The organism is Streptococcus mitis, from assembly GCF_016658865.1.
GTDB lineage: Bacteria > Bacillota > Bacilli > Lactobacillales > Streptococcaceae > Streptococcus > Streptococcus mitis_BT.
This window is the reverse complement of the sequence record NZ_CP067992.1, coordinates 1,733,051-1,748,113: the sequence shown is the minus strand read 5'-3', so window position 1 is coordinate 1,748,113 and position 15,063 is coordinate 1,733,051. Positions and strand designations below refer to the sequence as shown.

At 41.3% G+C, this 15,063-nt stretch carries 2 protein-coding genes; both read left to right on the top strand.

The annotated features are described in order from the left end of the window. Positions 1–10: 10 nt before the first annotated feature. Positions 11–6,541, top strand: a complete 6,531-nt coding sequence (locus JJN14_RS08590) for a SpGH101 family endo-alpha-N-acetylgalactosaminidase (RefSeq protein ID WP_201058430.1) — start codon at positions 11–13, stop codon at positions 6,539–6,541. Positions 6,542–6,683: 142 nt separating this feature from the next. Continuing rightward, positions 6,684–15,020 (top strand): SIALI-17 repeat-containing surface protein, encoded by an 8,337-nt coding sequence (locus tag JJN14_RS08585; protein ID WP_201058429.1) that lies wholly within the window; start codon positions 6,684–6,686, stop codon positions 15,018–15,020. Positions 15,021–15,063: the final 43 nt, after the last annotated feature.

Below are 15,063 nucleotides of genomic sequence, written 5' to 3'. Positions count from 1 at the left end.
TCAGGAGTTAATGGATAAACGATTTTTTGAAAAACGATGTACATACAGCATTCGTAAATTTGCACTAGGTGCTGCTTCAGTTATGATTGGGGCTAGTTTTTTTGCTACTGCTCCAGTATTGGCTAACACACCAACAGTTGGCTCAACAGATAATTTACCAAGTGAGCTGGCAGATTTGGATAAAAAAGCGAGCGATAATGGGCGGGAGTTCGATAATGGGCGGGAGTTCGATAAAGAAGCTGCAGCAGCAAATCCAGGTTCTGCTGAAACAACGGATGGACCAAAAACTGAAGAAGAGTTACTAGCTCTTGAAAAGGAAAACAAAGAAACTACTGACAAGTTGCCGAAAGAATTAGAAGGTAAAGTTGAAAAAGCTACTGATAATGGTAAAGAGGTAAATAAAGATCAATTAGCACAAGATACTGGTAGTCTAGTTCCTGAAGATGTTGCCAAAACAAAAAATGGAGAATTGAACTATGGTGCTACTGTTAAGATTAAGACTCCATCAGGAGAAGGTAGTGGTATTGTCATTGGTAAGGATCTTGTTTTGACTGTTTCTCACAACTTTATCAAGGATCAACAAGATGGAAATATCCGTAAAGTTGTGGATAATGATAAAGGGGATGGCGATATTTTTAGTATCTCTTACCCTGGTTTAGAAGATGTGAAATTTAGCAAGAAAGATGTGATTCACTGGGATAGAGATGGTTATCTAAAGGGCTATAAGAACGATTTGGCTCTTGTGAGATTGCGTACAGTTCTTGAAAATGCTCCTGTTGAAGTTACTGAAAAGCCAGTTGTTAAGAAAGTTGGGGATAAAGTCAATATGTTTGGCTATCCTGCTGGTAAGTTGGCGCCAGTTATTAACACTGCTGTGGATTTTGCTGAATCTTATGGTGAAGGTGTTCAAGGAGTTGGTTATCAAGGTGGACAACCAGGTGCTAGCGGTGGCGGTATCTTTGACACGGATGGTAAATTGATTGGCGTTCATCAAAATGGTGTGGTCGGTGTCCGTAGTGGAGGAATTCTTTTCTCTCCAGCTCAATTAAAATGGATCCAAGATCATATTAAGGGAATCTCTAGTTCAAAACCTGCTGATTTAGAGGAAACTGAAAAACCAGTTGAAGAAAAGCCAAAAGAAGATAAGCCGAAAGAAGAAAAACCAGCGACAGCTAAGCCAGAGACACCAAAGGAAGTCACTCCTGAATGGCAAACTGTAGCAAGAAAAGAACAGCAAGGGACTGTTGCTATTCGTGAAGAAAATGGTGTTCGTTACAATAAGTTATCTTCAACAGATCAAAATGACAATGCTAGCAAACCAGCCTTGTTTGAAAAGCAAGGATTGACTGTGGATGCGAATGGGAATGCGAATGTAGATCTCACTTTCAAAGAAGAGTCTGAAACAGGCAAATCACGTTTTGGTGTTTTCTTGAAATTTAAAGATACAAATAATAATGTCTTTGTTGGATATGATAAATCAGGTTGGTTCTGGGAATACAAGACACCAGGTAATAGCACATGGTATCAGGGTGGTCGTGTTGCAGCTCCAGTAAATGGCTCAGTGAATCATCTGACTATTAGCTTAAAATCAGATGGTCAGCTGAATGCAACAAATAATGATGTAAAACTTTTTGATACAGTTACTTTGCCAGCGGCTGTTAATGAAAATCTTAAAAATGAAAAGAAAATCCTACTTAAAGCTGGTACATATGGTACTGAAAAGACAGTTGTGAATATTAAGACTGACAATCAAGACGGAGTTCAAGCTACTGAAGCTACTGCTGAAAAAGAAACTGGAGCGGTGGTAGATGATAGTAAAGTGACTTATGATACCATCCAGTCTAAAGTCCTAAAAGCAGTGATTGACCAAGCCTTTCCACGTGTCAAGGAATACACACTGAATGGCCATACTTTACCTGGACAGGTTCAACAGTTCAATCAAATATTTATCAATAACCACAAAATCACTCCTGAGGTTACTTATAAGAAAATCAATGAAACAACTGCAGAATATGAAATGAAACTCCGTGATGAGGCTAATCTTATCAATGCGGATATGACAGTTCGTCTGCAAGTTGTAGACAATCAATTACATTTTGATGTAACTAAGATTGTCAACCACAATCAAGTCACTCCAGGTCAAAAGATTGACGATGAAAGAAAATTACTCTCTACTATTAGTTTCCTCGGGAATGCTTTGGTATCTGTTTCAAGTGACCAAGCTGGTGCTAAATTTGATGGGGCAACCATGTCAAACAATACCCATGTCAGCGGGGATGATCATATTGAAGTAACCAATCCAATGAAGGACTTGGCTAAGGGTTACATGTATGGATTCGTTTCTACAGATAAGCTTGCTGCAGGTGTTTGGAGTAATTCTCAAAACAGCTACGGTGGTGGTTCTAATGACTGGACTCGTTTGACAGCTTATAAAGAAACAGTTGGAAATGCCAACTATGTCGGAATTCATAGCTCTGAATGGCAATGGGAAAAAGCTTATAAGGGCATTGTCTTCCCAGAATATACGAAAGAACTTCCAAGTGCCAAGGTTGTAATCACTGAAGATGCTAATGCGGATAAGAAAGTGGACTGGCAAGATGGTGCCATTGCTTATCGTAGCATCATGAACAACCCTCAAGGTTGGGAAAAAGTCAAGGATATCACAGCTTATCGTATTGCGATGAACTTTGGTTCTCAAGCACAAAACCCATTCCTTATGACCTTGGATGGTATCAAGAAGATCAATCTCCATACAGATGGTCTTGGACAAGGTGTCCTTCTTAAAGGTTATGGTAGTGAAGGTCATGACTCAGGCCACTTGAACTATGCTGATATTGGTAAACGTATTGGTGGTGTCGAAGACTTCAAGGCTTTGATTGAGAAAGCGAAGAAATATGGAGCTCATCTAGGTATCCACGTCAACGCTTCTGAAACTTATCCTGAGTCTAAATACTTTAACGAAAATATTCTTCGTAAGAATCCAGATGGAAGCTACAGCTATGGTTGGAACTGGCTAGACCAAGGTATCAACATTGATGCTGCTTATGACTTGGCGCATGGACGCTTAGCTCGCTGGGAAGAGTTGAAAAACAAACTTGGTGAAGGCCTTGACTTTATCTATGTGGACGTTTGGGGCAATGGGCAATCAGGTGATAATGGAGCATGGGCTACCCACGTTCTTGCTAAAGAAATTAACAAACAAGGCTGGCGCTTTGCGATTGAGTGGGGCCATGGTGGTGAATACGACTCTACCTTCCAACACTGGGCAGCTGATTTGACCTATGGTGGCTACACTAATAAAGGTATCAACAGTGTCATCACACGCTTTATACGCAACCACCAAAAAGATTCTTGGGTCGGTGACTACAGAAGTTATGGTGGTGCAGCCAACTACCCACTTCTAGGTGGTTATAGTATGAAAGACTTTGAAGGCTGGCAAGGACGAAGTGACTACAATGGCTATGTAACCAACTTATTTGCCCATGACGTCATGACTAAGTACTTCCAACACTTCACTGTAAGTAAATGGGAAAATGGTACACCTGTTACCATGTCTGATAACGGTAGCACCTATAAATGGACTCCAGAAATGCGAGTGGAATTGGTAGATGCTGACAACAATAAGGTAGTTGTGACTCGTAAGTCAAATGATATCAATAGCCCACAATATCGTGAACGTACAGTAACACTTAACGGACGTGTCATCCAAGATGGTTCAGCTTACTTGACTCCTTGGAACTGGGATGCAAATGGTAAGAAACTTCCTACTGATAAGGAAAAGATGTACTACTTCAATACGCAAGCTGGTGCAACAACTTGGACACTTCCGAGTGATTGGGCAAATAGCAAGGTTTACCTTTACAAGCTAACTGACCAAGGTAAGACCGAAGAGCAAGAATTAACTGTAAAAGATGGCAAGATTACCCTAGACCTTCTGGCAAATCAACCATATGTTCTCTACCGTTCAAAACAAACTAATCCTGAAATGTCATGGAGTGAAGGCATGCATATCTATGACCAAGGATTTAACAGTGGAACTTTGAAACACTGGACTATTTCTGGTGATGCTTCTAAAGCAGAAATTGTCAAATCACAAGGCGCAAATGAAATGCTTCGTATCCAAGGCAACAAGAGCACAGTCAGCCTTACTCAGAAACTGACTGGCTTGAAACCAAATACTAAGTATGCCGTTTATGTTGGTGTTGATAACCGTAGTAATGCTAAGGCAAGTATCACAGTGAATACTGGTGAAAAGGAAGTAACTAGCTATACCAATAAGTCACTAGCTCTTAACTATGTTAAGGCCTATGCCCATAATACTCGTCGTGATAATGCTACAGTTGACGATACAAGTTACTTCCAAAACATGTATGCCTTCTTTACAACAGGTTCAGATGTATCAAATGTCACTCTTACTTTGAGTCGTGAAGCTGGTGATGAAGCAACTTACTTTGATGAAATTCGTACCTTTGAAAACAATTCAAGTATGTACGGAGATAATCATGATACAGCTAAAGGAACATTTAAACAAGACTTTGAAAATGTCGCTCAAGGTATTTTCCCATTTGTAATTGGTGGTATCGAAGGAGTTGAGGATAATCGTACTCACTTATCTGAAAAACATGATCCATATACACAACGCGATTGGAATGGTAAGAAAGTCGATGATGTCATCGAAGGAAATTGGTCATTGAAGACAAATGGACTAGTGAGCCGTCGTAACTTGGTTTACCAAACAATTCCTCAAAACTTCCGTTTTGAAGCTGGTAAGACTTATCGTGTAACCTTTGAATATGAAGCAGGCTCTGACAATACCTACGCCTTTGTAGTCGGTAAGGGAGAATTCCAATCAGGACGTCGCGGTAATCAAGCAAGCAATTTAGAAATGCATGAATTGCCAAATACTTGGACAGATTCTAAGAAAGCTAAGAAGGTAACCTTCCTCGTAACAGGTGCAGAAACAGGCGATACTTGGGTTGGTATCTACTCAACTGGTAACGCAAGTAATACTCGTGGAGATTCTGGTGGAAATGCTAACTTCCGTGGTTACAACGACTTCATCATGGATAAACTTCAAATCGAGGAAATCACTCTAACTGGTAAGATGTTGACAGAAAATGCTCTGAAGAACTACTTGCCAACGGTTGCTATGACCAACTATACTAAGGAATCTATGGATGCCTTGAAGGAAGCTGTCTTTAACCTCAGTCAAGCAGATGATGATATTAGCGTGGAAGAAGCGCGTGCTGAGATTGCTAAGATTGACGCTCTGAAGAATGCCTTGGTACAAAAGAAAACAGCCTTGGTAGCAGAAGACTTTGAAAGTCTAAATGCTCCAGCGCAAGCGGGAGAAGATTTAGCAAATGCCTTTGATGGTAACTTGTCAAGTCTATGGCATACGTCTTGGAGTGGTGGAGATGTTGGCAAACCTGCAACTATGGTCTTGAAAGAAGCGACAGAAATCACAGGCTTCCGTTATGTGCCACGCGGATCAGGATCAAATGGTAATTTGCGAGATGTGAAACTGGTTGTGACAGATGAGTCTGGTAAAGAGCATACTTTTACTGCAACTGATTGGCCAGATAACAATAAACCAAAAGACATTGACTTTGGTAAGACAATCAAGGCTAAGAAAATTGTTTTGACAGGTACTAAGACTTATGGAGACGGTGGTGATAGATATCAAGCCGCTGCAGAGTTGATCTTTAGTCGTCCACAGGTGGCAGAAACAGCTCTTGATTTGTCAGGTTATGAAACAGCTTTAGCGAAAGCTCAAAAATTGACCAGCAAAGAAAATCAAGAGGAAGTAGCAAGTGTAGTAGCTAGCATGAAATATGCTACGGATAACCATCTCTTGACTGAAAGAATGGTTGCCTATTTTGCAGAATATCTCAACCAACTACAAGATCAGACTGTGAAACCAGATGTTCCTACAAGTAGTAAAGGTGAAGAGGCAGCACCAATTCTCGAAGTGCCTGAGTATAAAGGTCCGATTGGAACAGCTGGTGAAGAAGTAGCACCAATTTTTGATGTACCTGAGTATAAAGGACCAGTTGGAACAGCAGGTGAAGAAGCAGCTGTCAATGAAGTTCCGGAATACAAAGGTGGAGCCAATGCAGTAGAGGCCTTAGTTCATGAATTGCCAGAATATAAAGGTGGCGCTAATGCAGTAGAAGCAGCTGTCAATGAAGTTCCAGAATACAAAGGTGGAGCCAATGCAGTAGAAGCCTTAGTTCATGAATTGCCAGAATATAAAGGCGGTGCTAATGCGGTAGAAGCTTTGGTAAACGAAAAGCCAGCTTACACAGGGCTATTGGCTACAGCAGGCGATCAAGCAGCACCAACAATTGAAAAACCTGAGTATCAGATTAGTCAATTAGGTCAAGGTAAACTTTCAGAATCTAAAACTTCAGTTTCAACAGAAGATAAGAAGAGATTGCCAGAAACGGGAGAAAGCCAATCGGATACAGCTATCTTCCTAGCTAGCGTCGGTCTTGCCTTATCTGCTGCTGTCCTTGCGACAAAACGAAAAGAAAATTAAAGAAGACTGAATTTTATAACTTACAGGAACTAGAATTCAGACAGAAATAACTTAGTTGGAGAGAACCTCTAGGTTCTCTCCATTTTCAAATGGGAAATGAGACCGCTTACTGTAATAAGTGGGAGAAAGGAATAGGAGAAAGATGGATAGACATTTTTTTGAAAGACGCTGTCACTATAGTATTCGAAAATTTGCAATTGGTGCAGCCTCTGTATTGATAGGTGCTAGTATCTTTGGTGCAAATGTAGTGCAAGCTGCAGAGACAGTTGGAACACCTGAGAAAGAAGGAACAATCACACAAGCTCAGCCTTTAGACAAGTTGCCAGATGATTTAGCAGCTGTTTTAAAGAAAGCTGAATCAGAGGCAACGGCAGATGCAGGTCATGAAGAAAATCATGAAAATACTGCAGGAACAAGTCCTGCAGCAACTGAAGAAACAAGCCCGGCAACAACTCCAACAGCTCCCAAACCAGCTGAGACTCTGAAGCCGGTTGAAACACCAAAAGCAGATTCTAAACCTGTAGAACCAGCTACACCTACAATCAAACCAGTTGAAAAGCAAATTGAAGATAGAGAAGATCGTAACCACTTAGAAGGTGTAACTGTTCAAGTAAACGACTCAGAAACTGGTACTCCTTATACTGCTGACAAGGCAGTGGACGGTAATCCTGATACTCGTTGGTCAACAAATCAAAATATTGACAAACCAACTTTCGAATTAACTCTTCCCAAGACTACACTTATTAGACATGTGGAAATTGATTGGGATCGCCGTGTTCGCAATGGTCAAAATGATCCAAATATCAAATCTTGGAGTCTCTACTATGCAGGTCAAGATGATGTAAATGCTAGTGGAGAAAAACAATGGAAGCTAGCTCATACCAAGACTGGAGAACCTGTTTTAGATGAGAAAGTTGACTTAGCCAATAGTATTCAAGCTAAATATCTCAAGTTAGAAATCAATGACTATCAAGCGGGCACAATGGGCTGGAGAAACGTTGGTATTCAAGAAATTCGAGCTTATTCGAATATTCCTGATACAAGTAAGGTAACGGATATCCGTCAGGTTACAGAATTGACTGTTGCTAAAGATGGCCAGTCACTTGTCTTGCCAACTCTACCAGGCAAAGTTAGTCTTATCGGTAGCAATAAACAAGGTGTGATTGATCTTCAAAATCATATTTATAAACCTTTGACTGATCAACGCGTTAAGGTTATGGTAGAGCAAATTAAAGATTCACATACCTTTACTAAAGAATTTGAAGTAGTCATCAAGGGGCTACATCAGGACGAAGGTGTGGGTATCAAACCAAAAGTAGCACCAGCTGTTCAACAATGGTATGGAAAAGAAGGTCAATCTTCTATCACTTCAGATACAGTTCTTGCGACAGGTGATTCAGGCTTTGAACAAGCAGCAACTTTCTACCAGTCAGACCTTGCAAGCCGTGGATTGGAACTTGCGACAGGTGACAAGCAGGCTCAAAAACGAATTGAATTTAAAAAAGTTGAAAATAAGGGGTATGGTAAGGAAGGTTATGGCATCACTATTCAAGATGGTGTCATTACCATTGAAGCTGCCACAAACACAGGTGCCTTCTATGCTACTCGTACTCTTCTTCAAATGGGGGAAAGCAATCTCCAAAATGGAGAAATCCGTGATTTCCCAAGCTTCAGTCACCGTGGCTTTATGCTAGATACAGGTCGTAAATTTATTCCTTATGACACCCTTGTAGACATCATGCTCAACATGGCTTACTACAAGATGAACGACTTGCAGTTGCACCTCAACGATAACTATATCTTCCTAAAAGAGCACTTAGCAGGTAAGAACCTAACACAAGAAGAAGAGCTTAAGTACGTTCTAGAACATGCTAAGACAGGTTTCCGTGTAGAGACAGATATTGTCGGTAAGAATGGTCAAAAATTAACATCAGATGAGCACTATACTAAAGAAGAGATGCAAAATCTGATTAAACTTGCTAAGGCCTTGCATATCAATCTAGTACCTGAAATTGACACACCAGGTCATGCTCTGTCATTTGTCAAAGTTCGTCCAGACCTCATGTATCAAGGTAGCCTGAGCGATTACAGAGGTAAACATAATGTAGAGCGAGTAGCCATGCTCGATCTAGATAATAAATACGATGAAACGCTGGCTTTTGTCAAATCAGTTTATGACAAACTTCTTGATGGTCCAGATGCACCACTTCATGGGGTGTCTACTGTTCATATCGGAACGGATGAATACTACGGAAGCAGAGAAAGCTATCGTCGTTATGTCAATGACCTTATTAAATACATTAAAGGGAAAGGCTATACACCTCGTATTTGGGGGTCGCTCAGTGCGAAACGAGGTAAAACAGCGGTTGATTGGAAAGATGTAGAAGTTGATATCTGGAGTATTGGCTGGCAGCAACCAAAAGAAGCTATTGCTCAGGGAGCTAAGATTATCAACATAACAGATATCCCAACATATAGTGTTCCGAATGGAGATAATCGTCAAACAGCTTACGGTGACTATGCTAACTATGAAACACAATACAATAGGTGGACACCAAATGATTTCCGAACAGGTCATGGTCCACTTCTAGAAGCATCAAATCCAAATGTAATTGGTGGGGGCCACGCAGTTTGGAATGACAATATTGATCTTCATGAGACAGGTTTGACATCTTATGATATCTTTAAACGCTTCTTTAAGAGCATGCAAACAACTGCAGAACGCACTTGGGGATCTGACCGTTCGGCTGCGACCTTTGCAGAACGTACCCTACCAACGAGCCCTTATGCGCCACAGTCAAATCCTGAAAAAGAGATTGATCAAAGTGATTTGTTTACCATCAATCCTGAAACAGTGAAAAGTTATGCAAGTAAGAAGGTGAAGACAAGCGAGCAAGGATTGGCTTTTGAGAAAGATAGCAGTATCGAAGGATTAGCTGGTGATGTTGGTCCAGGTCATGTCTTGAAGTTTGATGTAACTGTCACTGGAGACGGTGAACAAACCTTCTCAACAAGTGGAGACAACCGTATCTATCTAGCTGATAAAGACGGCTATCTTGCTTATCAATTTGAACAGTTCCATATCCAGTTCAAGAAAAAACTCGAAAAGAATAAACGTTATCAAATCTCTATCGTGACCAAACCACAATCAACGGAATTCTATGTGGATGGTGAGAAGATTGAACGTATCGCGAATCCAGCTCACCCTCGTTTTGCTCACAATAGCTTGGTTCTACCGCTTGAAAGCATCGGTGGGTTCAAAGGAATTTTACATAGTGCAGAGTTGTCAGATAAACCATTTGTAAATCCTCGTTTGATTCCAACAGATCATTTCACAATTTCTGCAACTAGTCAAGAAACACCAGGAACAGCGACTGAAGGCGCTGTTGAAAAAGCCTTTGACAATGATCCAAACACATTCTGGCATACTAAATGGACTGGTGATACTGCTCCGTACACTCTTTCCATGACCTTGAAAGAAGTAGAAAAAGTCAATGGTTTGACTTATCTTCCACGTCCAGGTGGTGGAAATGGAGTCGTTACTCGCTACGAAATCTACGCACAAAAAGATGGCCAAATGGTCAAGGTTTCAGAAGGAAACTGGGACAACAACGCTCAAGAAAAAACAGTTAACTTTGCGGCGGTTCATACCAACAAGATTGAGTTGAAAGTTCTATCAGGTGTTGGGGGCTTTGCAAGTGCAGCTGAAGTTCATCTATTGAAACCTATCAAAGAGGGACAAGAAACACCAGAACCAGAACAACCATCTACACCTGAAACTCCAAAAGTCGAGCAAACAGGTGATGGAACAGTTGAACTAGCGGATCAATTCACTGCAAGCAAACCAGCTAGCGAAGATAGCATTGCGGCTGCCAGCAAGAGCACAGATTATCTCAAGAAAGAGTACAAGGTTTTCCCAACTCCACAAAAAGTGACTTATGGAGAAGGAGTCACAGCTCTTCGTAAGCAAGTCAATCTGGTAATGGGAGATCAACTCGATATTTATACTCGTAATCGCTTGAAGAGTGTCTTGCAGGACAATCAAGTATCCTACACTACTAGTCAATCAGCAGTTGCTGGCGCAACTAATATCTATCTTGGAGTACATGGACGAGGAACACAAGCAGAACAAAACTTATCTAACGTTTCAGCAGGTCTCTTTGACAAAATTGATGCTTATGCTCTGACCATCAAGGATAATTCGATTTCCATCGTCGGAAAAGACACAGATGCGGTCTTCTATGGTTTGACAACCTTGAAACACATGCTCAAAGAAAGTAAAGTTCCAGTTCTTCGCAATGTGACAGTGGAAGATTACGCTGAAATCAAGAATCGTGGTTTCATCGAAGGTTACTATGGAAATCCATGGTCTAATGCAGATCGTGCTGAACTCATGCGTTTTGGTGGCGATTTGAAATTGACCCAATACTTCTTCGCACCGAAAGATGATCCATACCACAACAAGAAATGGCGTGAACTTTACCCAGAAGAAAAACTAGCTGAAATTCGTGAACTTGCTCGCGTCGGAAATCAAAGTAAAACTCGCTATGTTTGGACCATCCATCCATTCATGAACAACCGTATCCGATTTGGTAATGAAGCGCATTACCAAGAAGACTTGGCAACCATCAAGGCTAAATTTACCCAGTTGATGAAAGTGGGTGTCCGTGAATTTGGTATTCTAGCCGATGATGCATCAAGCCCAGTTGGAGGCTACAATAGCTACAACCGCTTGATGCAGGATATGACCAACTGGTTGACAGAAATGCAAGGAACTTATAGCGGTCTTCGCAAAGAAATGATCTTTGTTCCAGGTCAGTATTGGGGTAATGGGCGTGAAGCAGAGTTGAAATCTCTAAATGAAAATCTCCCAAGTTCAACCTCTATGACTTTGACGGGTGGTAAGATTTGGGGTGAAGTTTCTGAAGGCTTCTTATCAACTCTCAAGAACAATCTAACTGCAGGTGGTAAAACTTATCGTCCAGTATCACTTTGGGTGAACTGGCCAGTTACAGATAACTCTAAACAACACTTGATTCTAGGTGGTGGTGAGAAATTCCTTCATCCAAATGTGGATCCAAGCTTGCTATCCGGTATCATGTTGAACCCAATGCAACAGTCTGAACCATCTAAGATAGCCCTCTTTGCTGGAGCTCAATATACATGGAAACAGTGGAAATCAGAAGAAGAAGCTAAGAAACTCAATGACATTGCCTTCAACTTTGTTGAAAATGGTCATTTTGGAGATAGCAAGGTATCAGCAGCCTTCCGCGAACTTGGTAAGCATATGATCAACCAAAACATGGATGGTCGTGTCGTTAAACTAGAAGAATCAGTTGAATTAGCTCCAAAATTGACAGACTTCATGACTAAGCTCAAAGCGGGTCAAGATGTAACTGCAGAGCGTGTAGCCTTGCGTGCAGAATTTGCCAAGATTAAAGAAGCAGCTGAACTTTATAAAGCATCAGGTGATAAAAAAATGGTTGCACAGATCCACTATTGGTTGGATAATGCAATTGACCAAATGAATGCCCTTGATGCCTTCCTAACAGGCACAGAGGCTATGGCTACAAATGATGCAGCCAAACTTTGGGACAGCTACTATAAAGGTTTGAAATTGTACGAACAGTCTCAAACTCATACCTTCCATTATGTAGACCATCTTGAAAAGGCTGAATTGGGGGTTCAACATATCCGTCCATTTATCCTATCCTTGAAAGAAGTTCTAGCGTCTGAAGTTCAAAAAGTCTTGCATCCAGATCAAATCATCAGCACCTTTATTACCAATCGAACAGGTGTAGAAGGTGGTTTGGCAGAAGTAACGGATGGTGACTTGGCAACTCATGCCTTGATTAAATCACCAAATAGTATCAAGACAGGTGATTATATCGGCATGAAATTCAACAAACCGGTAGATATCCAAACCTTGACCTTTGCTATGGGAACTCAGGCAAATCCACGTGATACCTTTAGTAAGGCTGAAGTGCAGTATCAAGATGAAAAAGATAATTGGGTAAGTTTGAAAGAACCAACTTATGTTGGTAATGAGTCACTTGTTCAGTTTGAAAATCTTAACATCAAAGCTAAAGCAGTACGTATGATTGCTACAGAAGATCGTGATGACACCTGGTTTGCAGTTCGCGAGATTGCAGTAAATCGTCCAGTAGAGAACGCTCGTAAACAACAAACTGCTACAATTAGCCTCAGCTCAAATCTAGTTTATAAATTGAGAACATCAGCAAGTCAAATTACTGATGGTAAAGATAATACAGAAGCTATGATGGCAAATGCTGACGGCAGCAATACGACTCCAGTAGATGCCTGGGCACAACTTGACCTAGGTGAAGTCAAGTCAGTCACTAAAGTTCGTCTTCGTCAAGGAACTGGTGATAAACTTGCCGCAGGTGTACTTGAGTACTCTACAGATGGATCTGCATGGCAAGAGTTAGATCGCCTATCAGGAGAACAAACTAAGGAAGTGACTAGAGCTATCAATGCTCGATACATCCGAGTACGCAATACTAAGGCAAGTGACCTTTGGTGGCGTATTCAGGACTTCTCTGTTGAGACACGCTCTGGAAATAGCGACTTAACAGACACCAACGTGGATGCTTTGAAAGAAACGCCAGTATTTGATAGCCTTGGTCGTTATGAACTTCAAATTCCAGCTGGAACTAAACTTCCTGCAAATAGCTATCTAGGAATGAAACTTGACCGTATCCATCAAGTCAAAAGCATCCAGCTCCAAGGTCAAACAAATCCAGCACTCAGTCTAGAGTATTCTGCAAATGCTCAAGAATGGACACCAGCTAGCCAGTTGACAGACAGAACTGTCGCAACCCACTTGGTACGTTATGTTCGTCTTGTTAATAAGACAGATCAAGAGCAGGCTGTTCCATCTACTTCTCTTCTAGTAACTACCAAAGAAGTCCAACCAACAACACTAGAATCAACAACTATGGGCATTCATCCAACATACGGAAGTAATGATGTTCGTAAGATTAATAACCTCGATCAATTGTTTGATGGTGTGTACAACAACTTCGTTGAGTTTTCAGACTATGCCCATAAAGATGGCCATGTAACCTTGAAACTTGGTAGCGAACGCACTGTTAAGAAGATCAGAGCCTACATCCAAGACGGAACTCAAAACTATCTTCGTGATGGTAAAATTCAAGTCAGCCAAGACGGTAAAACTTGGACGGATGTTGTGACAGTGGGAGATGGTGTAGCCAATAGTACACACGATGATTCATTGACAGATGGTTGGACACATGATTCTAAGATGCCAGGAAATCGTTACATCGAGGGTGAATTGACGACACCAGTCAAAGCAAACTATCTTCGTGTCCTCTATACAGCTGACTATGATGCTCGTTTTGTAGGATTTACAGAATTGGTGATCAATGATGGCGAATTTGTCAAACCAATCAATGATCCAACTGTAGAAGGAAACGGTGGCGAAAGCCGAGGTAACTTCTATACTAATCTCGTAGATGGAAAAGTTTTGACTAGCTACAAAGCAGAACAAGATAAGGGAGAAATGATTTATCACTTGTCTGAACCAACCAATGCTAACCATCTTCGTCTCGTTTCAAGCCTTCCTGAAGGAGCGAAAGCACGAGTTCAAGCGAGAACACTTAAGGATGGACAAGAAAGTTGGACAGATCTTGGTGCCATTACATCTAGTCTCCAAACCTTTGCTATCCGAAATGGTGGTTCTCTTCTAGATGTTAAACTGGTCTGGGAAGGTGGCAAGGCTGAGTTTTATGAATTGGCGAGCTTCTATCAAGAATTGACAGAAGAACCTGTTCAATCAAGCAAGGGTGAAGAACCAGCACCAGTGCTTGAGGTACCTGAATTTACAGGTGGTGTAAATGCAGTTGAAGCTTTGGTACATGAGCTACCAGCCTACACAGGTCCATTATCAACCGTAGGTGACCAAGCTGCACCGACAGTAGAGAAACCAGAGTTTCAGGGTGGAGTCAACTCAGTTATGGCTTTGAAACATGAACTACCAGAGTACACAGGCCCAGTAGCAACAGTAGGCGACCAAGCCGCTCCAACAGTAGAGAAACCAGAGTTCAAGGGTGGAGTCAACTCAGTTATGGCCTTGAAACACGAACTACCAGAGTACACAGGTCCATTGTCAACCGTAGGTGACCAACCAGCTCCGACAGTAGAGAAACCAGAGTTCAAGGGTGGAGTTAACTCAGTTATGGCCTTGAAACATGAGCTACCAGCCTACACAGGCCCATTATCAACCGTAGGTGACCAACCAGCTCCGACAGTAGAAAAACCAGAATTTAAGCTAAGTTCGTTAGAAAAATCTCAGACTCCAGAAGCACCAGTTCAAGTTGCTAAGGAAGACAAGAGATTGCCAGAGACTGGTGAAAAACAGTCAGAAACAGCTATTTTCTTGGCAAGCGTTGGACTAGCCTTATCTGCTATCTTTGTAGCAAAAAGTAAAAAAGATTAGTTGTGTATGACAATTAAACTCTCTCTTAACAGTATTCTAAACC